The sequence below is a fragment of the Lacunimicrobium album genome (genome assembly GCF_052161635.1).
GTDB lineage: Bacteria > Planctomycetota > Planctomycetia > Planctomycetales > Planctomycetaceae > SXPC01.
Map to the genome: position 1 here is coordinate 1,732,897 of NZ_CP197413.1, position 23,207 is coordinate 1,756,103.

The window sequence follows — 23,207 nt, forward strand, 5'->3', positions numbered from 1 at the left end:
AACCCTCCTGATGGATCACTCTCCAAGCACATGCTTCAACGCTGACTTCAAGTCTGGATACTCGTAACGGTAACCCGTGTCTTTCAATTTTTGCGGTTCCATGCGTGTACTCGCCAATAACAACGCCTCGGCCATTTCTCCAAACATCATTTTTAGTGCGAACGCCGGGGCGGGCACCATCGTCGGTCGAGAAAGAACCTGTCCCAAAGATTCCGTAAACTCGCGATTGGTCGGCGCCTTCGGTGACGAAAAATTGATAGGCCCCGAGTACGCATCATTCTGAATCAAGTCATGAATCGCGTAGATCACATCATCCAGGACGATCCAGCTCCAGAACTGCTTCCCACTGCCAACAATGCCACCCGCGCCGAGTTTGAACGGCGTCAGCATCTTCGCGAGCGCACCACCCGCCGCCGAGAGGATCACTCCAAAGCGAGGATGGACGATGCGAATCCCTTTCTCTTTAGCAGCCCGCGTCGAATTCTCCCAATCAATGGACGTCTCGGGCAGAAAGCCGCTGCCGGCGGGCGAATTCTCAGACAGAACTTCATCGCCACGATCCCCATAGAACCCGGACGCAGAAGCGCTGATCAGGACCTTAGGCGGGTTCGCCAACTTCGCCAGCGTTTCCGACAATAGGGTCGTACTCTCAACCCGGCTGGCCCGAATCTTCTCCTTGACCTCTTTCGTCCAGCGTCCTGCTGCGATGTTCTCACCCGCCAGATGGATGACCGCATCAAACCCTTCCAGCTGAGAGGAGTCGAGCTGGCGTTTTTTGATATCCCAGAGAATCTCGTGATACAAACGCAACTTCGATGGAGCGCGAGTCAGAACAGACACCTCATGGCCGCCCGTCGACAGAAACGCACACAGCTGGCTTCCGACCAGCCCTGAGGCTCCCGTCACCAGAATTTTCAGACGCGGTCGCTCAGCATACTGGGCGTGTCGAACCAGGTCAGCTTTGAGGATCTGATGTCGGTACTTGAACATCGCCTCCAGCTTGTTTTTGACAAAACCTTCTCCAAAGACTTCGCCCAGCTTCCCCATCGGCAGTTCGTAGTTGATATCGTCAATCAGGCGAGACTGCTGATCGCCGAGTCGTTCAAAACGATGCGAATGAAACCAAGAAGCAAATGGCCCTTTGACCTGCCTGTCTTGAAACTGGACGTTCTGAATATAACCTTCATGCCTGGCGTGCAGATCTTGCTGCACAAGCGCCTTCACCTTCGCGATGAGCGTATCCCCATCGCGGATGGTCCCTGTCTTTTCGATGACTTCGACCGGCTCCCAGGGGGGCGTCAAACGCTGAAAAGCACCGGTTCGTTCATGCCATGCAAATGCTGTCTCGACAGACACAGGCAGGTCGACCTGCTTCAGGAAATGATGCATCTGCGACATGAGGAGCGAGCTTTCGTCAAAAGGTATCAACGACCATACGAGTCATTATTGACGTCACGCCACCATCGACCAGCGCAATCATCGCTGGTCCCGATTACCGCAACTGCTTTTTAGGCATCATCGCCTGACGGATTTCCTTCGACATCGTTTCCTTCTTCATCTTCTCGCGTTTGTCGTGCAGTTTGCGACCGCGGGCGATCGCCAGCTGAACTTTCACCAGGCCACGCTTGAAATACATGGTCAGCGGGACGAGGGTCTGACCTCGCTCTTTGGCAGAGTCAGCGAACTTTTTCAGTTCACGTCGATGCAGCAGCAGTTTGCGGACACGCCGGGGAGCGTGTTTGTAAACACTCGCCTGTTTGAGTTCACCGATGTGACAGCCCAGCAGCCAAAGTTCATTGTCTCGCATGGACGCGAACGCTTCTTCGATCGACACCTGACCTTCGCGAATACTTTTCACTTCCGTCCCGTGAAGCATGATCCCGCACTCGATTTCGTGGAGGATTTCATACTCGTGACGCGCGCGACGATTCTGGCAGATCAGTTCGATCGGCGGATCTTTCTCCTTCGCGGAGGCAACAGCTTTGGCAGGTTTTCCACTCATGTTGTTCATCTTTAATGTCTGGCGACGCAACGATCACGACGCCTGTAACGATTGCGGGGATCAAAAGGGTCTTACCCCGACGACGCGTCAGATCATCCGTTTGACGATGTCATTCTACAACATAGTCTTCATTCCGAGTACTCTCAATTTGTACGCCACCTGTTGCGCGGAATTCGATCATGTCCCAGACCGACAAGAAACTCTCGCTGACCGAATTCCTGGAAGAAATCAAACAGCAGAAAACTCGCCCCGACGATTCCGCGTCCAAAATCGATCTCCAGGCGTTTTTGAGTACCCAGGAACCGTCCACGCCTGCCATGAATCGTTCCCCCGTCGCGGCGACTCCACAGGGAACCAGATCGCTGGTCGAAACGGCGAAGGCTAAGATCCCGCCCAGACCTGTCTCTGCTCCCTCGACCTCGGATAAGCCGGTTGCACTCAAACGAGACTCACATCTTTCGGAATTGTTCGACCGCGTCAACCTGCTTCTGGGCGACCGCGTCAATGTCGATGCTCCTTTCATCCCCAAGTGTCCGGAAACCCTGCGGGAAACCGGTCTGGTCGATGATGATATCGAACGCATCATCATGAAGTTTCTCGGCTCGGCGGGGTCTTCCTCGGGACGTGAAATCGCGATGCAGCTCAAGCTGCCGTATAAACTCATCCAGCCGATGCTCCAACAATTCAAACACGACCAGCTCCTGGCCCTCAAAGGGCCGGCAGAGATGGGCGACTATATCTATCAGATCACCGACGCTGGCCGAGAACGGGCCAGGCGCTACACTGCCGAATGTACGTACTTCGGATCTGCTCCCGTTCCTCTGCGCGATTACCTCCATGCCATGGAACGCCAGTCGATCGCCAAACAGCAGGTCACCGAAGACCACCTCCGCGATGCCTTCAAAGACCTCCTGATTGCTCCCGATCTGCTCGACCGACTAGGGCCCGCGATCAATTCCGGACGAGGCATGTTTCTGTTCGGCGAGCCCGGAAACGGCAAGACGTCGATCGCAGAACGAATCACCCGCTGTTTTGGCTCATCGATCTGGATTCCTCGAACTCTCGGCATCGATGGAGACATCGTTCGTCTCTATGACCCGGGAATCCACGAACCGGTTCAGATGGATAATACCGATGGCCTGTTCGACCTCTCCGGCGTCGACCAACGATGGATTCTCATTCAACGCCCTACCGTCATCGCCGGGGGCGAACTGACCATGAATGAACTGGAAGTCGTCCAGAACCTCCAGACGAAAATTTGCGAAGCCCCCCTCCAGCTCAAATCAAACTGCGGCACCCTCGTCATCGACGACTTCGGACGCCAGCGCATGCCGGTCGAAGAACTTCTCAACCGCTGGATCGTCCCGCTCGAAAAACGCTACGACTTCCTGAACCTGCCAAGTGGCAAGAAAATCCAGGTCCCTTTCGATCAACTGATCGTCTTCTCGACGAACCTTGAGCCCAAAGACCTCGTCGACGGCGCCTTCCTGCGTCGGATCCCTTACAAGATCGAAGTCCCTGACCCGACGCGCGATCAGTTTACGAAGCTCTTCGAGATCATGTCTCCCAAACTCGGCTTCGAGTTCGATCGGGAAGCCGTCGATTACCTGATCGAGAAGCACTACCTGGCGATCAACCGCCCCTTCCGTGCCTGCCAGCCACGCGACCTGTTACTGCAGGTCCGCAACTTCTGCATTTACAAACAACTCCCCAAAAAGATCTCCCCAGCCGGATTCGACTTTGCCGTCAGCAATTACTTCTCCGTCATGTGATCTCATTTAAGGGAGGGCGAGGCTTCGTCCGAGCCGCTGTCCCGCGTTGCAGCGGTTCACCAGCCAATCGACTCTATTCCCTGTGTGCCACGGCTGTGTCAGCCGTGCCTTCGCGCAATGAACGTCCATCCTCACGGCTGACACAGCCGTGGCACACGTCCAACTCACTCTCGTGTAACGCATGACCGACGGCTCACACGAAGTTGGATCTCTAAACGAAACATCCCTGCACACGAGGATCTTCGTCGATCAATTGCAGCAAGCGTTCGGCTGAACCTGTTTCACTGAGAATGGTATATCGCTCCGGACGCAGCTTCGGAGCGGCGTCCAATGCTTTCTGCCAGTCTGATCTTAGAAATGGATCGTGACGGATGGTGTCGAAAAAGCCTGTTTCATCGAGCAGTCGGCCAATGGTCTCATGCTCGTGCTGTTGAAGATGTGAAACCAGATAGGTCGCGACGCCAACCTGCAACCCATGCAAACGGGGACGTTCTGCAAAGTGATCCAGCGAATGCGAAATATTGTGCTCGCTGCCACTGGCTGGTCGTGAGGAGCCGCAGATTTCCATCGCAATGCCATTGAGCATTAGAGCTGTGCCGAGCAGTCTTGCGCCCTCGGGATCGTGACGCGGGCATGCCATGAATTGACGCACAGTCGAATCGGACAGCAAAGCCGCGAGGTCATTGACCGGCTCTCCATGCTTATGAAACGCGAGCTTCCAGTCCTTCACCGCCGTGATCTTCGCGACCAGATCACCAACACCAGACAGCCAGAGATCACGGGGAGCCTCCAGACAGATCTGCGTATCGACGATGACGCCATGAGGCAATCGCGACTTCATCGACTTACGTCGGCCATTGAGTGTCAGGCTCGATTGCGGACTGCAGAACCCATCATTGGACAGCGACGTCGGCACAGCCAGAAACGGAACATTCGCGAGGAATGCCACATACTTGGCAACATCAAGAGCTTTTCCACCACCATACCCCACGATCGCCTGAGTCTCCGCGGGGAGCTTCGACAGCGATGCGACTGCCGATTCAAACGAGGCATCATTGACCTCATCAATCAGCAATGTCTGGATCGAAGCCGACTTGAGCGATTCGTTCATTCGTTTCTGAAGTGACTCAATCAGCCCATGACTATGCAGAACCACCACTTTCTTGAGATCCGCCCGCTGCAGATAGATCCCGATTCGATCCAGCGCCCCGGGCTTCATCCGCACCAGGGCAGGAACATGCACCATCGGTATCAACATGCTCAAGACTCCTTGCGGTTTGCAGTGAGTGCCTCTGCCACCTGCGTCCACTGCGTGAAATGGCGAAACGGTGTCCCTTGTTCTTGAAAGTGCGACGCTAACCAGCCCCGAGCAAATCTCAGTTCCGGCAAGACAAGATCAGCCGCCGGTTCATCAGGTCGTCCGTCACCTGCGAATGCGACGGATTGAAAATTCCCCAACGCCCAGCGAACCACCCCAGGCTTATCGACGCCAACATCATGTGAATAGAACGGCGACTCCCTATCACGCGACATTCTTAGACACCCCTCCGGTGCCACGTCGCCAGGATTGGAAACAACCGCAACCTCAACGCCACGTGCCTTCAGCAGGTAGTTGATGTACCAGGAGGAACCAGCTGACACGATCACGACATCCCAACCCGCCTCCTGCAGTTGTTTGATATCCTCTGCCAGATGAACATCAACGCCCGTCTTGTCTGCGAGCTTGAGCAATTCGTCCCGCCCGACTTTGAGCTGCGAGAAGATCTCGTTCAAGGCATCGAAATGCGTCAAACGTCCCTCGGTATAGTCATCCCAATAACTGAGGTTGGCTTGATCGCCCAGGCTGCCCAGAACGCATTGATAAAAATCTTCATCCGTTATCGTGCCATCAAAATCCGAAACCAGCAGCTTCGAACGAGTAAAACAATAGGGACCGATCTGCACGATAAGAAACTCGATGTTGCTGGGCGTTGATGAAGTGAGTTCACCGCGATCATACCGAGATCGACCGAAAGACGCCAAATGAGCAACACAGCCTCGATCAAATTCGAGAAAAGTCCGTCACCTGAGCACAGGTGGAAAGCATAAAGAAAAGTGGCAACGGTCGGATTCGAACCGACGACCCGCGGCTTATGAGTCCGCTGCTCTAACCAACTGAGCTACGTTGCCATCTGTGGAGATGGACACAGAACCAGACAATCAAATCGACTGTCGGTTCGCATCTGAGGCAGAATCTTAGTCAATCAGATCGTCTGATTCAATTTCGTACGCCCGGTTTTTCGGGTCTCCCTCCAAAATCCCGTCTGATCGTGATCCATCAGCAACGATCAGGCGATATGGAAAACAGCAGACGTCTTCAGATCAAAGCTTATCCCTTTGGATGGCTGAAAGCGCATTGGTGGACGACGCGGTTGATGATGATCTCCGCTCCGCACATTTCATAAACATCTTCCGTCATTCTCGCGAAATCTTCGTCTGTACAACGGACAGAGCCTTCAAGACAGTAGCCGCTGGCTGTTCGTCTCACCGTCAAATCCTCGAACTCGAATCCGCCATCATGAAGCAGGCGGGTCTTGATCGATTCTTCCGGCAGATGCGGGTTCTCAGGTGACTGCGCCATGTACTCGATCAGCGTTCGATACAGCCCGGAATCCGTTAAGGGATAATCCATCACAAAATCATCGGTGTTTTGCGACTTCATGGTGTATTCCTTTACGACACAGTGGGTTACGCGATCCGACCCGCGCAGCAACATTTTGATTGCATTGTTGCCAGACATCGCAGGCCAACGCATCGATTATCGCCCATGCGTTTCTCGAACGCAAGAGAAATATTCCCACTCAAGCCATTATGTCGCAGGAGTTTACTTCGATGCACCTATCGTCGGACGCACAGGCGCAGGGCAACAATTGAGCGGACAGAAATCGTGGTTAGCCCCATATTTACCGATCGCCTGTTTCTCCGAACGCTGTCCGATCCGCTCCTGGATCAATTCCCGAATCATGCCCACAAACTTAGGATGAACCCCCGCACTTTCCGCACGAGCCATGTTCATGCCGAGTTCCTCGCATTTGTCTTTCGCCTCAACATCGAGATCGTACAGGACCTCCATGTGATCCGAGAGGAATCCAACCGGCGAGATGACAACATTCCTGATCCCCTGCTCGTTTAAACCTTGCAGGTGATCGAGAATATCCGGCTCCAGCCAGGGATCCTGGGGGCGTCCGCTTCGGCTTTGATAAACGAGCTTCCAACGATCTGCGGGCAATTCCAGACGCTCTGCCACGAGTCGGCAGGTCTCTTCCAACTGCTTCACATAGTCAGAGCTATTCGCCATGCTCATTGGGATACTGTGAGCCGTGAAGGCGATGACGTAGGAGTTTTGACCATCCTCTGGCAGTTTCGCGATGGCTTCCCGAACGCGTTCCGCATTGACATCGACGAAGTCAGGGTGGTTGTAGAACACGCGGATTTTATCGATGACAGGCGCATCGTCGCCAACGATTTCCCGGGCCTGAATCAGGTTCTCACGATACTGTCGACACCCCGAATAACAGCTGTAGCCACTAGTGACGTAAGCGAGCGCCTTCTTGATTCCATCTGCTTTCATTTTCTCGACGGTCTCGGGCAGCATGGGATGCCAGTTGCGATTTCCCCAATAGACAGGCAGGTCAATGCCTGATTGCTTCAGTTCTGCTTCCAGAGCAGCGATGAACTCGCGATTCTGCTCATTGATCGGGCTGACGCCATCAAACATTTCATAGTGATGAGCAACTTCCAGCATCCGCTCGCGTGGCACGTTCCTCCCGCGCAGGACGTTTTCGAGAAACGGAATCACATCCTCCATCTTCTCCGGCCCACCAAAGGAAACCACCATCAAGGCATCATAAGCTGATTCTGGCATCACGTTCTCTCTGTCTCTGTCTCTGTTGATTCACATTCCTGACGCTGTCTTCTCGCCCCAAGTAGGGTGCTGGTGAGTCTTCGAACCGCACCAAATGCGGTTTCAAAAGGTGAATCACCACTCGAAGCCACATTTGGTGCGGTTCGCAAAGCCTCACCAGCACCCTACAAGACGTTGTCTACATTATTGCCAATCTCGCTAGAACGACCACTGAAAAGCCCCTGTCTCTTCTGCACTTCCGAACTCTGTTACCTCTGCTTCCTTCAGCGAACTCTGCGTTCCAGTCTTCTCCGCTCCTGAACGCATCTTGACTAAATTCCCATCTTCACTCAAGATACCGCCCGTTTGACGAACCGTAACCACAGGATGTGGGACTTCCTCGATCTTTTGATCCGGTTAAACAGCATGGATGCTGATCCGATTTGGCGTTTGGAATCTCGCTCCAGCCGGCCTCTAATGGCCAGGCTGCTTCTGCCTCATGCGCAGCTGGTGAATGCGGCTGCCTCGCTCATGTTGACTGGCGTTTGCGAACGCAGCAACCGGTGTCATCTGGGGGACTTGTTCGCGTGCATTCCGGGAAATCAGTCCAACGGCCTCAGCTACATTGACGATGCAATCAAATCCGGCGCCCGGGCATTTCTCCTTGACCGTCCACTACCGCAACTTGCTTACCCGCAACTGATCACCCCGAACGTCCGCGGCGATTTCTCCCGTTTATGCCATGCCTTGTCCGGGTTCCCATCACACGAACTCACGACCGCAGGCATCACTGGCACCAACGGCAAAACGTCTACGACCTGGCTGCTGCAGGCGATCTGGCGGTCCGTCGGCATTCGCTCGGGACTCATGGGAACGATTCATCATGAGACTGGTTCTTCCTCGCCACACGAGAGCAACCTGACGACACCGACCTCTGCCCACCTGGCCAATCTCCTCCGAGAAACCCACGAGAACCACGCAACGCACACCGCTCTCGAACTCTCCAGCCATGCCCTCGATCAACAGCGTTGCGGAGGCCTGATGCTTGATGTCGCTGCGATCACCAACGTGACGCGAGATCACCTCGATTACCATGCAACCTTCGAGCATTACCTCGATGCGAAGGCACGCATCGCCTCTCACATCAAACCGGGTGGAACTCTCTGGCTGAACGAATCCTCGGCCACGTATCACCAGTTGCGAAATGCCCTCGAAGGTCATCAGTTTGACCCGATCCGTCTACGAACGTTCGGGATGACCTCGCATGCAGACCTTTCTGCCAGCGCGATTCAGCCGACGAAGACCGGTTCCAGGTTCATCGTGACCCACCAAAGACAATCTGTCGAAACGACGCTGCACCTAGCCGGCCATCACAATATCGAAAACGCCCTCACCGCGATCACCTGTGCTCTTTCCACAGGCATCTCACTGCACGATGCCTGCCATGGCGTTTCAACACTCACTCATGTCCCCGGTCGCCTGCAGCGAGTCGACGCGGGCCAACCGTTCGATGTCTTCGTCGACTATGCACATACTCCGGATGGCTTGACCCGTGTCCTGCAGTCATTGCGTTCCCAGGCAACCGGTCGGCTGATCGTCGTGTTTGGAGCGGGTGGAAACCGGGACATCGCTAAACGCCCTCTCATGGGACATGCGGTCGCCAAGTATGCCGATGTCATGGTCCTTACCAGCGACAATCCGCGTCACGAAGAGCCAATGTCGATCATCCACCAGATCTTTGTCGGCATTTCTGATACCGCGACAGGGAACGTCGCCATCGAAGCAGACCGACACAACGCCATCGCGTATGCACTCTCGAAAGCTGAACCCGGCGATACGGTTCTGATCGCTGGCAAAGGTCACGAGACAACTCAAACCATCGGCGATCAGGTGATCCCCTTCGATGACGCCCGTGTGATTCACTCTCTTCTCTCTGCTCCTCCGATTCTCCCCCTCGATCGACCCGCCCCTGACACGCATCCCTGGAGAAAAACCGGTTGACCACCGCGCCCACCTTCACTGTCTCCCAGATCGCGTCTGCCCTCGAAGCCGACGTTCTCTTCCCTGCACCCCAGCACGAAGCGATCACTGGTTTCTCGATCGACTCACGTACGGTTCAGCCAGGCCAACTGTTCTGGGCCCTTCCCGGCAAAACACATGACGCACACGTCTACCTGTCGGAAGCATTCTCGTCCGGCGCAACGTCCGCCATCGTCAATCGAAATCATCCGATTCTGGCCGAGCTGATTTCCTCTGGCACGAATAATGGCGTCGATCAGCCACGCAATGTGATCGCCGTCAACGACACGTATCATGCCTTGCGCAAACTCGCGACGTGGCACCGAACTCACCTGGATACCCTCACTCTCGGCATCACCGGCAGCGTCGGCAAGACGACAACCAAAGACTTTCTTCACGACCTGTTATCGGCCCAGTTTCAGGGCTTGAAAACCCCCGGCAACTTCAACACCGATGTTGGATTGCCATTATCCCTGCTACAGCTATCGTCGCAGCACGAATTCGGTCTGTTTGAAATGGGGGCACGCTCGCCGGGCGATATTCGACTTCTGGCTGACATCGTCCGTCCGGAAATCGGCTTGCTGACAGCTGTTGAACCTGCCCACCTCGAAACCTTCGGCGGAATGGACACGATTTACCAGACCAAATGGGAGTTGATCGAAGCACTGCCTGCAACCGGCTTTGCAGTCATTAACGGCGATGACCCCAAGCTCAAGCGTTTAGCATCGCATCTCGACTGCAAGGTCCTCACAGTCGGATTCCAGCCGGGCAACACCCTCTCTTGCACGCATCAGCATATTGATCCTAAGCGAGGCATTCAGTTCGACGCGGACGGCGTGCATTATCAGACACGTCTTTACGGCAAGCCTTCCATTCAAGCCTGCCTGTTCGCAATCGCGGTCGCAAGAGAGCTTGGAGTCGATGGCTCCCTCATCAAGCCCGCTGTGGAGTCCCTTGTTCACCCACCAGGCCGCATGCAGCCGCTGCGAGTCGGACGCTGGACGATTCTCGACGATACCTACAACGCCTCCCCAGCCTCGATGAAGGAGGCCGTCAACACCCTCGCTAACTGGCCCGAGGATCTGAAAAAGATCGTTATCGCAGGTTCCATGTTCGAACTTGGCAAACGATGTTCGGAGTACCATTTCCAGGTCGGCCAGCTCGTCGCCAAACGAGGGATCGATCAACTCCTGACTTGCGGCGAACAGGCCCTCGCGATGGCTCGCGGCGCCATTTCCTCCGGCATGTCCGGCGGCTGCGTCTCAGTCTTTCCTGATCACTCCCTGCTGATGGACATGCTTCCTTGCCTGCTCGACGAACCAGCGATCATCCTCATCAAAGGCTCCCGCGGCATGAAGATGGAACGCATCCTGGAATTCCTCAAAACCCATCTGCAGCCACCTACCGGCCTCCTGAAACAGTCCGCTTGAAGTCTTCCCGTTTTGCTAAGCCCTAAGCCCCAATCCCCAAGCCCTATTATCCATGCTCCCCTGGCTCATCCAACACGGTTACTTCAGCCTCGATCGCTTCCCTATCGGCATGACCGGGGACTCGACGATCCTGCTGACCGCGCGTCTGGCGGTCGCGAGCATCATGGCGTTTGTCTTCTCGCTAATCGCAGGCCCGTTCGCGATCAGCTGGCTGAAATCACGGTACCGAGAACGCATCGCATCGGATTCCGCCCGTTTGAATGAACTCCATGCCGCGAAGAATGCCACCCCGACGATGGGTGGGCTCTTCATCCTTATTTCCCTGCTACTCTCGACCGTCATCTTCGCCGACTTATCAAACACGTTCGTCCAGCTCGCGATCCTGACAGCCGTCGGCTTCGGGGCCCTGGGGGCTCTCGATGATTGGACGAAAATCTCCAGCAAAAAGAATGGACTGTCGGCACGACGCAAGTTTCAGCTGCAATGCGTTATTGCGCTCGTCATCTCATCCGTGATCTATTACAGCCACCGTGGACTGACAGAGGGAACCTCGCTGCAGGCGCCGATCGGTTCATTAGCAATCACGCTCGGCGTCTTCATGATCCCGTGGTCGATGGTGGTCATCGTCGGCTCATCAAACGGCGTCAACCTGACCGATGGCCTTGATGGACTGGCGGCTGGGTGCTTGATCTTCGCAGGCCTGGCGGTCGCGGCGCTCGCTTACATCGCTGGCAACGCGATCCTGTCCGACTATTTCAGCGAGCCGTTCATTCCCGGAGCGGGCGAGCTGGCCGTCGTCATGGGCGCCTTCGTCGGTGCCTGCCTGGGCTTCCTGTGGTTCAATACCCATCCCGCGGAAGTCTTCATGGGCGACACCGGTTCGCTGCCGTTGGGAGCACTGCTTGGACTGACCGCGGTCGTGATCCGACAGGAACTCCTTTTGATTCTCATTGGCGGAGTCTTTGTTGTCGAAACACTGTCGGTCTTTCTCCAGGTCGCCTACTTCAAACGAACCCGCAAACGCATCCTCGCCTGCAGCCCGCTGCACAATCACTTCCTGTTCAAGGGCATGCACGAAACCAAAATCGTCACCCGCTTCTGGATCGTCTCCGCATTGCTTGCGATCCTGGCATTGGCGACACTGAAGATTCAGTAAACCTCTCGTACTGCCAGAGAATGATCATGAGCCACCGTATCCACGCGAAAGCCATCCATCATTATTCCGTCCCCGCCGTACGCGTTTATGACGCCTGGCTTGATCCCTCCGCTGTTTACATATGGATGTCCAGCGCTTTGAAAAGCCATGGCCTGTCCGGCGAAATGAAACGTGTCGAGATCGATCCTGTCGTCGGTGGTAAGTTTTGCTTCTCTGACATGCGTAATGGTTCCGAAGCAATCCATCGCGGCGAGTATCGAATACTTGATCGTCCGCTCAAGATCGCCATCACCTGGGTCGTGGGTGACTCGGACGATGACGAGCCTTCTGTCGTTACGATAACAATGACTCCAGCCAGCGACGGGTGCGAAGTCACCATCATTCATGAGATGGATGCACAGTGGATTGACTATGTTGAACGCACTGCCGCCGGTTGGACGAGAATGCTGACTCACATCAATGAACTGCTCTCGCGCGGAAACACATCATGACACTGCTGCGACTCGCATCTGCTGGTCGCCCTGCTATCATGGATTCGTTGTCCACGAAAACAATCAGCAAAGGAACACATCCATGGTCAAAACCGCATCGACGATGCTCCCACTCGGCAGCGCAGCTCCGAAATTCTCTCTCACGAATGTCGATGGCAAGACGGTCACTCTGGAGTCATTCCCCAATGACCTGCCGCTGCTCGTGATCTTTATGTGCAATCACTGTCCGTTCGTGATTCACCTGCGCGATCACCTCGTGAAATTCATTCGCGAATATCAGGACAAAGGGATCTCCGTCGTCGCGATCAGTTCCAACGACGCCGAGAAGTACCCAGCGGATTCACCCGAAAAGATGAAAGAAGATGCAGAGAAGTACGGGTACACCTTCCCTTACCTGTACGACGACACCCAGGACGCTGCCAAAGCCTACCGCGCCGCCTGCACGCCAGACTTCTTCCTGTTTGACCGTCACCGTCAACTCGTTTACCGCGGCCAATACGACGACAGCCGACCGAGCAACGGCCAGCCCATCACCGGTGCAGACCTGAAAGCCGCCTGCGATTCCGTTCTCTCGGGCCAGTCAATCACCCCCCAACAACGCCCCAGCATCGGCTGCAACATCAAGTGGAAGCCCGGCCAGGAACCCGATTACTTCACTGGCATTTCCGCCGTTTGAAGCTCATATTTACATGCACCCAGGCGAGCGGGGGGTGTCAACCCCCTGTCTTAACGACGTGCAAACCAGTGAAAGGTCACGAGTCGTTCGAATGGACTTGAGGCGTCTCAATTCCCATTAAGTTCGCGAAGTGAAGATGCTCACAACGCCCCCACGACCACCGGTTCATCCGTCGCTGCTTTGATAACGTCGGTGATCGCGGTGTACGCATCACCGGTCAACAAACTCACATCCAGTCTCGACGCGACTGGCAGATCGTCAAACCGCACCGCCCCTTCCCGAACCTTCAGTTTCTGCTCAATGTTCCAGGCGATAAACTCAAACGACGACGTTTCTCCCGGCTCATCGATTCGTCGCCAAGTGACGTCGATTAATCCGGAAAACTCGTCGCTGAGGTGCTCGCTCAGATTCGTTCCGATGCGCTCTTCATTAGCCAACAGCAACCATCGCAGCGGGCGTCGCGATAACATCCGCTTGAGATCCATCACAGTCATTTCTTTCGTCGGATGATACACATTCGAGTTCAGATCAGCGACAGGATCCAGTACGAAGCGGCGATACCAGGCAGCTGGATGTGGGACGTTCAGACGGGCTTCCTGAATGAGTCGTTCACCGTAGAAAACGAGATCGAGATCGATCGTCCGCGGCCCCCAGTGGACATGCCGTCTTCTCTGCATCGCCTGTTCGACCTGAATCAGCACATCAAGCAGGTCAAGCGGTCCCAGCGAAGTCGCAATTTCAAACGCAGCATTCAGATACCCGGTTCCAGCGTTCTGCCCCACTGGAGAGGTACTGAAAACGCGACTCGACTTCAGCGACGAGATTCCCGCGTGTTCACTCAATAGATCGCGTGCGCGACGGAACGATTCCATCACGTCCCCCAGATTGCCGCCGACTCCAATATAAGCCATTTCCATACTCGCCTCGCCAGGATGTCAAACAGCGCATCATAGCGAGCAATCACAATTACATCATCCGCGCCAGCAATTAGAAACCATGCGCCTGGAGTTCCGTGTTCGACCGTCCCCAGAGTCCCCCGCTGGCTGCTCCCACGGAACCAATAGTGGCGATCACGCCCATCAGAATCGCCGCCAGCATCACGGCGTATTCGACGGCGGTTGGACCGTCTTCTTCGACGAGAAAAGTTTTAACGTGTCTCAAAACGCGCGACATAGTCAATCCAATTTTAATGTCCGCATCTTGCGGCTGAAGAAATGAGTAGAACTGGACGTACACAATCACCGGTGAATGACGGACGGTACCAGTCCAACGTAAACCTAGCATTTCAATGAGACCAGTCAAAAAAATCTGCGACCAGGGAGGTGAATTACTGACTAAATCCTGCCTCTACGGCCGACTCACGCGACTTTTCGCCCGTTTTTCCGACTGCGTTGAGTATTCCCGGGCCGTTGTGTAGACTTCTTACTCGCCGCGACGAGGGGAATGCCCTTGGAATCTCGATGTTCGATTCCGCATTCCAGGTCGCGTTAAGTCAAACACCACAAGGAGTTATGAATGGCCAAAGAAGAGGCCATCGAAATCGAAGGCGAAGTCGTCGAAGCGCTCGCCAACACTCAATTTCGAGTCAAGTTGCAGAATGGTCACCAGGTTCTTGCCCACGTATCTGGCAAGATGCGCAAGAACTTCATCCGTATCGTTCCCGGCGACCGGGTCGTCGTGGAAGTTTCGCCGTACGACTTGAGTCGTGGTCGAATCATCTTCCGCGAGAAATAACGGAAGATCGTCGCGACTATGTTATTGCCTCCCAGCGCCCAGCCTGACGTCTATCTGTTCACAGACGGCGCCTGCAAAGGCAACCCCGGCCCCGGCGGCTGGGCGTACATCCTGCGTCACCCTGCCTCGGGAAAAGAGCGCGAAGCTGCCGGCGGGAATCCTCAGACGACCAACAACCAGATGGAACTCCAGGCCGTCATTGAAGGCCTGAAAGTGCTCAGTCGCAAGACGTCTGTCGAGATCGTCACAGACAGTACCTACGTCGCGAAAGGCTCCGCAGAATGGATGCCCGGCTGGAAACGTAACGGCTGGAAACGCAAAGAAGGAACGCAGTGGAAGCCCGTTAAAAATGTGGAGTTCTGGCAGGAACTCGACGAACTGCTCAGCAAGCACGACTTCCGCTTCAAACTGATCAAAGGCCACGCTGGCCACACCGAAAACGAACGCTGCGATGAACTCGCCGTCGAAGCTGCTTTCCAGGCAATGCGATCGAAATGAGACTGCAAAGCCGAGAAGATTTTTAACGCCAAGGCGCGAAGACGCAAAGTGAAGAGAATGGATCACTGCTTTCTCGTGATTTGAACCTTTGCGATTTCGCGCCTTGGCGTTGAAACCTCCGGTTCTCCTCTGCGATCTCTGCTCTCCTCTGTTACCTCTGCGTTCCAACTCTCGCTCCACGATTGCTATACTGAGCCCATGGAATCATCGCCGTTGGAGACTCCGATTCAGTTCGTTAAAGGTGTCGGTCCGGATCGTGCTGCGCTGTTGGCCAAGCTGGAAATTCTCACGGTTCGAGATCTTCTCTGGACCCTGCCACGCGATATCCTCGACCTGACGCAGATCATCTCCCCGCGAGATCTCAAGGTCGACGAACTTGGTACAGTCCGCGGCGAAGTCATCGAGACAGACGGCCGTCCATTGAAGCATGGCCGGACGCTCGTCGCCGCTTTGTTTCGTTGTGAAACAGAGTTCGTGCGAGGCTTGTGGTTCAACCAGCCCTGGATGCGACACAAGCTTCCCGTCGGCTCGCACTGGCTGATTTCTGGCAAACCGAAGCTCAGCAATCGTCGCTTTGAATTCACTCACCCGCGACTTCAGGTTCTCAACGCGGATGACCTGGAGGCCCGCGGCGAGATTCTGACCCGCTATGGTCTGACGGAGGGGCTCAAGCTCGATGAACTCCGTCGAATCATCCGGATAGTTGTCGATGAGTACGCCGACTTCGTCACCGATGCCATGCCTCCCGAGACACTCGAACAATGGAACATCCCGCATTTGCGCGATGCCATTCGATTGCTGCACATTCCGCAAACCTTAGACGATTACCAGCGCGGGACCTCGCGCGTCATCTTCGACGATCTCTTCCAGTTCGAAGTCGCGGTCTTCCTGCGACGGCGCGTCTGGGAACGCACCCGCCCTGCTGAGCCAATTCCCCTCAACAGCAAGATCGACCAGCGAATTCGTCGCCTCTTCTCGTTTGACTTAACCTCTGGTCAGAACCACGCGATTGACGAGATCGTATCGGATCTGTCTCGACCAACAGCCATGCACCGCCTGCTCCAGGCGGACGTTGGCAGCGGAAAGACGGTCATCGCGATCTATGCGATGCTGATGGCGATCGCGGCGAAACAGCAGACGGTTCTGATGGCCCCGACAGAAATCCTCGCGTGGCAGCACTGGAACACACTCGACGCCATGCTCGCCCACTCGCAAGTCAAACGCGTCTTGCTCACCGGCAATATCGGAAGGGCCGAACGACAAGCCGCTTTGGAAGGGATCGCATCCGGCGAAATCCAACTCATCGTTGGCACGCAAGCCGTCATTCAAGACAGCGTCCGCTACCGCAACCTCGGACTTGTCGTGATCGACGAACAACACAAATTCGGCGTCATGCAGCGCAGCCGACTTACCAGCGACGAGCGTTCGCCCCACGTCCTTGTCATGACAGCGACGCCGATTCCCCGCAGCCTCTGCCTGACGCAATACGGCGACCTGTCTCTCTCGCTGATCACGGAGAAGCCACCGGGTCGACAGCTCGTCGTTACCAGTCGAGTCACAACGCCTCACGAGCAACGCGAGATGTGGGACTTCCTGCGAAGGCAGCTCGAACGTGGTCGTCAGCTTTATGTCATCTGCCCGCTGATCGAAGAAAATAAACAGCTCGGTGTCGGCTCGGTGGAGCAAGTCTTTCAAGCTCTCTCCCAACGCGAACTCGCCGGCATCAACATCGGCGTCCTTCACGGTCGCATGGAGCGCGATGACCAGAAGCAGGTCATGCAGCAGTTCCGTGAAAATAAGGTGCAGGCGTTGATCTCGACGACCGTCGTCGAAGTCGGCGTCGATGTCGCCAACGCCACCCTGATGTTGATCGTGGATGCTCAGCGGTTCGGCTTATCGCAACTCCACCAGCTGCGCGGCCGGATCAGTCGTGGCAAACACAAAGGGTATTGCTTCCTGCAGTCGATGGTCGAGAACGAAGAATCGCAGACCCGCCTGGAAATCCTCGAACGCTGCCCCGATGGCTTCAGCGTTTCGGAAGAAGATTTCAAACTGAGAGGCCCCGGCGATATCCTGGGCACAAGACAGCACGGCCAACTCCCGCTCCAGGTCGCCGATTTAACGCGAGACGCCAAACTCCTCGAAGTCGCCCGCAAGCGTGCCGAAGACATCGTGATGTCAAAGCGAATCGACAGCGAAGCCTGGGCTGCCTTCAAGAGAGAAGTCCTCGACCGTTTCGAACGCCTGATGGACTTACCAAGAACAGGATAGATCGGAATGTAGGGTGCCGGTGAGTCTTCGAACCGCACCAAATGGGCATGCTAATACGATCAGCCAACCACATCATCCAACCGCGAAATACTCACCACCTGATCCAGGCTGACGAGAACCTGATTCCGGTTTGAAGTAATCCCGTGCAGCCGGGTCTCCGAGACATATCGCTCCCGGGTGCTGGTCGAGTCGCGCATATCATGCACATCCGCGTCGATGAGCACCGCATACTTATGGTCGTAGCGTTCCAACTGGCCGAGATAGATATACGGCCCCATCACGTCGAGGACGACGTTCGCCCCGACGTACGCGTCCAATAACGTCGACTCAACCTTCATACTTACTGCCGACTGGCTCCATGGAAGGCGGCGCGGGCACAGAAGCAGTGCTTGTCGCGGCTGGGCGTGATGGCTGTTCGCCGGCACGACGAACGCTGTCATTCACATCGGTATCGATGCCTTTGAGCCCCTTCTTGAACTCCGTCACGCCTTGTCCCATGCTCCGCATGACTTCTGGCAGACGCTTACCGAACAACAGCAGCGCGATCACGCCGAAGACGACCATTTCGGGCCAGCCAATATTGCCTAAGAATGGCATGTCAAATCTCCTTGAGAGTCAGCAGTACTTGAGTGTTAGCAACCGAAATCAGGTAGTCGTCTTCTGATTGGCTGGTGTTGGATTACTATTTTCAAACTCATCGCCCATGCCCTTGAGTCCCTTTTTGAATTCGGTCACGCCTTGACCAAGGCTGCGCATGGTCTCTGGCAATCGCTTGCCAAACAGCAGCAGGGCAATGACACCAAAGACAACGAGTTCAGGCCAACCAATATTGCCGAGGAATGGCATTGCTAACTCCGCGTCCTGAAAGGACAAGCAAACAAGGGGGGAATAAAAGGGCAGGAATACTAGCTGTTCTCGACTTTGTTCGACGAGCCATCTGTGGGGCGCGTGTCGTTATCGTCTTTCATTCCCTTTTTGAATTCCGTCAGGCCCTTGCCCAGTGAGAACATGGTCTCTGGAATTCGTCGTCCGAACAGGAGCATGACGATGATCAGGAAGATGATGATTTCTGTCGCGCCAAATCCCATGTGGGATCCAATCAGGCAGGAGGGCAAGTGGGAAGGAAATCGAGAACGGAATTTCGCTCTGAAGACTAGGTCGTCTTAATGTATTCTGATTTAAACTGAAATCCATCAAGTCTTTGCAAACATAAACAGTTCACAACGCAATTTTCTCATGAACCAACCTGCTGTCAAGTTGTAAACAAGTCTTGGCGACTAATTCACCAAGACTCATACTGGTCAGTTCGATCAGGAATGCTGGTGTGACGCCCTCTCTCAATTCCAAGTCATCTTTCTGCCAGCAGATGCAGCATTTCGAGTTGCTGAATGACCCGCAGAAGCAGCCCTTCTTCACTCTCCTGATCTCGGGCAAATTCTTCGCACAGGTCGACCATCGTTTCGCCGCGCCAGAACTTCTGCGCCATTAACCGATCGTACACGCGCTGTTGAGACGTCGATAACGACGACCGATCGAGCATCTGCAGGCTTTTCCATAGTCCGTCATGAGACGGGTGCTGGCCGACACGACGGACCCAGTATTTGGCATTCCAGAAGTCCCCTTCCCGCCGGTGCATGATGGTATGCCACGCATCGCAAGTCTTGTCTCCTTCACGACTTTGAGACGCCGTATGCGAGCGGTCGAGTTCGTCGATCCACAGCCACAAACCTGCTTCCAGCGCGATCCGCTTCGTGGAGTCTTTCTCAAAAGACAGAAGAGCGTCGCGACATTCTTGCTCGCGCAAGGGATGAGTTTTTGAGGCATCGATCGCAGTCCCGTCCAGTCGCTGGAGGCCTGCCAGAGTCACGCCAGGAAGATCCCAGGGAGCTTCAGCAGATGCACCAGTGATGCCAGGCGACGTGGCGATCCGCTCTTTCCAAGACAAGGCCTCGTAATCGCTTGTGATGCCTTCCGCTTGAAAGGTGATGCGAATGTCAGGGGCGAACAAAACGGCGACCAAACGAGGCGGTACAATCGCGAAAGCATTTCTCTGGTAAGCATTTGCGGCTTCGATCTGACCATCTTTCATAGCGTTCTCATTCTTCACGGATTCATCAATTCCGGTTGATTCCAGTTACATCGATCATAACGTAAGTCCTTCCACATTGGCAACCTGCAGCGATTAGTACACATGTCGTGAGCATTTTCCTGCATTTCTGAAATCCGTACCCGTCAGAGTCAGTTCTGCTTTTCTTGGCCAGTCGAGACAATTAAAATACTGAGTCAGGCATGATCGCGAGAATGTCTTCTCGCTCTGTCATTCTCGGCAGCCCGAAGACAACATCGAACACGTTTGGGGCATTACGCGATCGATGTCCCACTCCAAGTACTACGAACCAAACGTCAAACAAGTAACCATCACCCTCGCCCTCACGGATGCTTCCCTGGCGAGCACCAATCTCGAGATGAGCGGTTCTTTCGATACCCCGTTGCAGTCAACGGTCAAATTTGCATCCTGATTCACTGAGACGACTATGGAAATCGTATTGAGAGGCTATGAGGTGAATGAACCCACGTGGTTCTATCTCTCATTCCTGTTGATCGTCGCGATTTTCTTCCGCTTCAAGCGTGTCTGGTCCCTGCGGAACCTCGATCTGTTGCTTCTGCTGCTCATTTCGCCGGGGCTCCTGCTGGTCGGTCATCCACTGACGCAGTCGGCCGGCTATGCGTGGTTGTTCTCGTGTTCGGGACTGTGGACGCTCCGCTGTCTGTTTGACGGCTGGTTTGATAAGCGTCCTAAGCTCGAACCCAACCTGAACAGCCAGGGGTTGTTGTTTCTGACGATTTGCGCGTTCGGTTTCCTCACGATTCGAGCCATGCGCGAGCCGCCCGCCGAAACCGGACTGGCCGCCGTCCGCGAAGCTCAAGTGTTGCTTCAGCAAAGCGACATCCCCAAAGCGAAGGAAACCAGCGACGACCTCAAAGAGCTGTTGGGAAATACGGGGCCGACAACTCCGTTGATTACCGCGCCTGTCATGTCGACGTCTCGGTCATTGATTGATGCGGGCGTGATTACGAGCCGCGATCCGCTCAGTCAGTTCAGCCTCGTCGAACGTATCACCGTCCGCATGGTGACGATTCTCTCGCACGTCGCCGTTCTTCTGGGACTGTTTTACATCGGTCAGCGAATTTTTTCGGACTATCTGACCGGCCTTTCGATGGCGACGATTTACCTCTTGTTGCCCTGCACGGCTTACAGCGTTGGCGAGATCAATCACGTCCTTCCTGCGGCGTTCATTGTCTGGGCATTGGCGTTCGCGAACCAGGCGCGCACGTCAGGGATTCTCTTGGGCCTGGCCTGTGGAACGATGTTATTTCCTGTCTTTACCCTGCCGATCTGGATGGCCTATCAGCCTCGACAGAAGTTAATGCAATTTACGCTCGCCTTCTTTGCCACTTGCGGCATCTTGCTGACAAGCGTGTACCTGTCCTCCACCGATACGCTGGCGTTCACCCAACAGACAGTCGGCTCCATTGACCTGCGTCTACTGAGCTTCGATGACCAGACCTATCAGGACGGTTTTTGGACTCAGCTTCACCCGGCGTGGCGGATTCCGGTCATTGTTTCGTTCATCGTTCTGGTGATCGTTCTGACCTTCTGGCCGGTCCGCAAGTCCTACGAAATCTTGATCAGCCATACCGCTGCGATCATCGTCGCAACGCAGTTCTGGTACCCACAACAGGGCGGAATCTACGTTCTCTGGTACCTGCCATTGATCCTGCTGCTGGTCTTCCGTCCGAAACTGCTGACGCAAACCAAGACAGCCGTTCAAGGTGTCATGCTGAAAACCAACCGCAGCAGTTATGAACCGACAGAACTCTCAGCCACGCCGCATTTGTCACAAAGGCTGCTTTGATTATTGACCTCTTGGTTGTGACGGAGAACCAGAAGAAGACTGGAACGCAGAGGAAACAGAGGTCAGCGGAGGTCGCTGAGGAAGACGGATTCCTTATTGGGGAAGCAGGGAATAGAAGAATTGAGCACGAAGGTTCACAAAAATCGTAGGGTGCTGGTGAGTCTTCGAACCGCACCAAAACGACGTTCATTTGCCCATTTGGTGCGGTTCGCAAAGCCTCACCAGCACCCTACAGTCAATCACAGAATCAGCATTGCGTCGCCGTAGCTGAAGAAGCGATAGCCTTGATCGATGGCTTCCTGGTAAGCCTTCATCACCAGGTCGTAACCTGCAAAGGCGGCAATCATCACCAGCAGCGATGATTTGGGCAGGTGGAAGTTCGTCACGAGCGCATCGACGGCTTGAAACTGATAAGGAGGGCGGATGAAGATATCCGTCTCCCCTTGAAACGGCTTGATTTGGCCCTCGCGTGACGCGGTTTCGAGAGTTCGAACAGACGTTGTCCCGATGGCGACGATTCGCTTGCCGGCTGCTCGCGTTTGTTGAAGTTTGTTCGCGGTTGTTTCACTGAGTTCGCACCACTCCGAGTGCATGCGATGCTCGGCCAGATGCTCGGCTTTGATCGGTCGAAAAGTCCCGATGCCCACATGCAGCGTCACCTTGGCCTGCTCGATCCCTGCAGTGTCGAGAGCCTTCAGAATGTCTGAGTTGAAGTGCAGACCTGCGGTCGGGGCAGCTACGGCACCGGCTTGTTCGGCATAGATAGTCTGGTAAGACTGCTCGTCTTGTTCGCAGGAGACGCGTCGCTTCATATACGGGGGAAGCGGCAAGCAACCGTAGGCTTTCAGCAGCGGTTCGACAGCGCCGGACTGGCTGGGTTGGACGAGCCACTGACCTTCTTCGAGTCGTTCGATGAGTTGAAGCCTGAGAAGAGGCAGGGTGTCGTCGTGGAGCGATTTGACCGAGATCGATTCCCCAGGTCGCAGTTTCCCGCCGCATTGCCCAATGATGAGCCAGCGGTTGGGATCGACCGTTTTGAGAAAAAGTCCTTCCCAGGCCCCGCCGGTTTTGTCGCGATAACCGAACAGACGCGCGTGAAGGACTTTTGTCTGATTGAGAACAAGCGTATCGCCAGACTGCAAAAAGGTGTGAAGTTCGTCAAAATGTCGGTGCTCGATGGCGCCGGATGTCCGATTCACAACTAAAAGACGGGAACGCGAACGATCTGCAAGAGGTTCAGACGCAATGAGGCTGGTCGGAAGCTGGTAGTCATACGATGACAGTAAATTCAGATCGGGCATGACACCTGTTTCAGAGCGGCATGAATTCAGACGTAGTTCAGGAAGTGTAAGCTGTGA

At 55.0% G+C, this 23,207-nt stretch carries 25 protein-coding genes and 1 tRNA gene; 11 read left to right on the top strand and 15 right to left on the bottom strand.

Features of this window, described 5'->3' with window-relative positions; translation table 11 throughout:
- Positions 1-15 precede the first annotated feature (15 nt).
- Both SH248x_RS06875 and smpB read right to left on the bottom strand, forming a co-directional pair.
- Positions 16-1,398: an SDR family oxidoreductase gene (locus SH248x_RS06875; protein ID WP_459557786.1), complete on the bottom strand. Its 1,383-nt coding sequence runs from the start codon at positions 1,396-1,398 to the stop codon at positions 16-18.
- 94 nt (positions 1,399-1,492) lie between these two features.
- A complete protein-coding gene (smpB, locus tag SH248x_RS06880) occupies positions 1,493-2,002 on the bottom strand; it encodes an SsrA-binding protein (RefSeq protein WP_459557787.1) in 510 nt (169 codons plus the stop codon).
- A 179-nt stretch (positions 2,003-2,181) separates the two neighbouring features.
- Here smpB and SH248x_RS06885 point away from each other — a divergent pair, with 179 nt between their 5' ends.
- On the top strand, positions 2,182-3,774 hold the full coding sequence (locus SH248x_RS06885) for an ATP-binding protein (RefSeq protein ID WP_459557788.1): 1,593 nt from the start codon (positions 2,182-2,184) through the stop codon (positions 3,772-3,774).
- 211 nt (positions 3,775-3,985) lie between these two features.
- Here SH248x_RS06885 and SH248x_RS06890 read toward each other — a convergent pair whose 3' ends face one another.
- From SH248x_RS06890 to SH248x_RS06910, 5 genes are all read right to left on the bottom strand, one after another.
- Complete coding sequence (locus SH248x_RS06890) at positions 3,986-5,032, bottom strand: iron-containing alcohol dehydrogenase family protein (protein WP_459557789.1); 1,047 nt, start codon at positions 5,030-5,032, stop codon at positions 3,986-3,988.
- A gap of 2 nt (positions 5,033-5,034) precedes the next feature.
- Positions 5,035-5,718: an MtnX-like HAD-IB family phosphatase gene (locus SH248x_RS06895; protein WP_459557790.1), complete on the bottom strand. Its 684-nt coding sequence runs from the start codon at positions 5,716-5,718 to the stop codon at positions 5,035-5,037.
- 151 nt (positions 5,719-5,869) lie between these two features.
- Positions 5,870-5,943 (bottom strand) — tRNA-Met (locus SH248x_RS06900).
- Between the two features lie 199 nt (positions 5,944-6,142).
- Positions 6,143-6,475 carry a hypothetical protein gene (locus SH248x_RS06905; RefSeq protein WP_459557791.1) on the bottom strand — a complete coding sequence of 111 codons (333 nt, stop codon included), beginning with the start codon at positions 6,473-6,475 and terminating at the stop codon, positions 6,143-6,145.
- Between the two features lie 162 nt (positions 6,476-6,637).
- Complete coding sequence (locus SH248x_RS06910; RefSeq protein ID WP_459557792.1) at positions 6,638-7,678, bottom strand: ferrochelatase; 1,041 nt, start codon at positions 7,676-7,678, stop codon at positions 6,638-6,640.
- Positions 7,679-8,134: 456 nt separating this feature from the next.
- Here SH248x_RS06910 and SH248x_RS06915 point away from each other — a divergent pair, with 456 nt between their 5' ends.
- The 5 genes from SH248x_RS06915 (at position 8,135) to SH248x_RS06935 (ending at position 13,429) form a co-directional block, all read left to right on the top strand.
- Positions 8,135-9,658 (top strand): Mur ligase family protein, encoded by a 1,524-nt coding sequence (locus SH248x_RS06915; RefSeq protein WP_459557793.1) that lies wholly within the window; start codon positions 8,135-8,137, stop codon positions 9,656-9,658.
- Positions 9,655-11,106, top strand: a complete 1,452-nt coding sequence (locus tag SH248x_RS06920; RefSeq protein ID WP_459557794.1) for a UDP-N-acetylmuramoyl-tripeptide--D-alanyl-D-alanine ligase — start codon at positions 9,655-9,657, stop codon at positions 11,104-11,106. The genes SH248x_RS06915 and SH248x_RS06920 overlap by 4 nt, the downstream gene beginning before the upstream one ends.
- A 52-nt stretch (positions 11,107-11,158) precedes the next feature.
- Positions 11,159-12,262, top strand: coding sequence for a phospho-N-acetylmuramoyl-pentapeptide-transferase (gene mraY, locus SH248x_RS06925; protein WP_459557795.1), 1,104 nt, complete (start codon positions 11,159-11,161; stop codon positions 12,260-12,262).
- A 26-nt stretch (positions 12,263-12,288) separates the two neighbouring features.
- Positions 12,289-12,753 carry an SRPBCC family protein gene (locus SH248x_RS06930; protein WP_459557796.1) on the top strand — a complete coding sequence of 155 codons (465 nt, stop codon included), beginning with the start codon at positions 12,289-12,291 and terminating at the stop codon, positions 12,751-12,753.
- 82 nt (positions 12,754-12,835) lie between these two features.
- Positions 12,836-13,429: a thioredoxin family protein gene (locus SH248x_RS06935; protein ID WP_459557797.1), complete on the top strand. Its 594-nt coding sequence runs from the start codon at positions 12,836-12,838 to the stop codon at positions 13,427-13,429.
- A 140-nt stretch (positions 13,430-13,569) separates the two neighbouring features.
- On the opposite strand, the gene folK is transcribed toward SH248x_RS06935, so the two are convergent.
- Together folK and SH248x_RS06945 are read right to left on the bottom strand one after the other, a co-directional pair.
- A complete protein-coding gene (gene folK / locus SH248x_RS06940; RefSeq protein ID WP_459557798.1) occupies positions 13,570-14,340 on the bottom strand; it encodes a 2-amino-4-hydroxy-6-hydroxymethyldihydropteridine diphosphokinase in 771 nt (256 codons plus the stop codon).
- 76 nt (positions 14,341-14,416) lie between these two features.
- Positions 14,417-14,602: a Flp family type IVb pilin gene (locus SH248x_RS06945; protein ID WP_459557799.1), complete on the bottom strand. Its 186-nt coding sequence runs from the start codon at positions 14,600-14,602 to the stop codon at positions 14,417-14,419.
- A 342-nt stretch (positions 14,603-14,944) separates the two neighbouring features.
- Between SH248x_RS06945 and infA the strand changes: the two genes are divergently transcribed.
- From infA to recG, 3 genes are all read left to right on the top strand, one after another.
- The gene (infA, locus tag SH248x_RS06950) at positions 14,945-15,163 is read left to right on the top strand and encodes a translation initiation factor IF-1 (protein ID WP_459557800.1); all 219 of its coding nucleotides are present in this window, start codon (positions 14,945-14,947) and stop codon (positions 15,161-15,163) included.
- Positions 15,164-15,181: 18 nt separating this feature from the next.
- Positions 15,182-15,661: a ribonuclease H family protein gene (rnhA, locus tag SH248x_RS06955; protein ID WP_459557801.1), complete on the top strand. Its 480-nt coding sequence runs from the start codon at positions 15,182-15,184 to the stop codon at positions 15,659-15,661.
- A gap of 198 nt (positions 15,662-15,859) precedes the next feature.
- On the top strand, positions 15,860-17,932 hold the full coding sequence (recG, locus tag SH248x_RS06960; protein ID WP_459557802.1) for an ATP-dependent DNA helicase RecG: 2,073 nt from the start codon (positions 15,860-15,862) through the stop codon (positions 17,930-17,932).
- Positions 17,933-17,991: 59 nt separating this feature from the next.
- Here the strand turns inward: recG and SH248x_RS06965 are convergent, their stop codons facing one another.
- The 5 genes from SH248x_RS06965 to SH248x_RS06985 all read right to left on the bottom strand — a co-directional run bounded on the left by SH248x_RS06965 (position 17,992) and on the right by SH248x_RS06985 (position 20,021).
- A complete protein-coding gene (locus SH248x_RS06965) occupies positions 17,992-18,270 on the bottom strand; it encodes a hypothetical protein (RefSeq protein ID WP_459557803.1) in 279 nt (92 codons plus the stop codon).
- Positions 18,260-18,529: a Sec-independent protein translocase subunit TatA/TatB gene (locus SH248x_RS06970; protein WP_459557804.1), complete on the bottom strand. Its 270-nt coding sequence runs from the start codon at positions 18,527-18,529 to the stop codon at positions 18,260-18,262. The genes SH248x_RS06965 and SH248x_RS06970 overlap by 11 nt, the downstream gene beginning before the upstream one ends.
- Positions 18,530-18,577: 48 nt before the next feature.
- Positions 18,578-18,778, bottom strand: coding sequence for a Sec-independent protein translocase subunit TatA/TatB (locus SH248x_RS06975; protein WP_459557805.1), 201 nt, complete (start codon positions 18,776-18,778; stop codon positions 18,578-18,580).
- 59 nt (positions 18,779-18,837) lie between these two features.
- The gene (locus SH248x_RS06980; protein WP_459557806.1) at positions 18,838-19,020 is read right to left on the bottom strand and encodes a Sec-independent protein translocase family protein; all 183 of its coding nucleotides are present in this window, start codon (positions 19,018-19,020) and stop codon (positions 18,838-18,840) included.
- Between the two features lie 260 nt (positions 19,021-19,280).
- Positions 19,281-20,021 carry a hypothetical protein gene (locus tag SH248x_RS06985; RefSeq protein WP_459557807.1) on the bottom strand — a complete coding sequence of 247 codons (741 nt, stop codon included), beginning with the start codon at positions 20,019-20,021 and terminating at the stop codon, positions 19,281-19,283.
- Positions 20,022-20,304: 283 nt separating this feature from the next.
- Here SH248x_RS06985 and SH248x_RS06990 point away from each other — a divergent pair, with 283 nt between their 5' ends.
- Entirely contained in the window at positions 20,305-20,451 is a 147-nt protein-coding gene (locus SH248x_RS06990; RefSeq protein ID WP_459557808.1) for a hypothetical protein, read from the top strand.
- A gap of 42 nt (positions 20,452-20,493) precedes the next feature.
- Positions 20,494-21,849 (top strand): hypothetical protein, encoded by a 1,356-nt coding sequence (locus SH248x_RS06995; RefSeq protein WP_459557809.1) that lies wholly within the window; start codon positions 20,494-20,496, stop codon positions 21,847-21,849.
- A 239-nt stretch (positions 21,850-22,088) separates the two neighbouring features.
- On the opposite strand, the gene queA is transcribed toward SH248x_RS06995, so the two are convergent.
- The gene (gene queA, locus SH248x_RS07000; RefSeq protein WP_459557810.1) at positions 22,089-23,150 is read right to left on the bottom strand and encodes an S-adenosylmethionine:tRNA ribosyltransferase-isomerase; all 1,062 of its coding nucleotides are present in this window, start codon (positions 23,148-23,150) and stop codon (positions 22,089-22,091) included.
- Between the last annotated feature and the right edge of the window lie 57 nt (positions 23,151-23,207).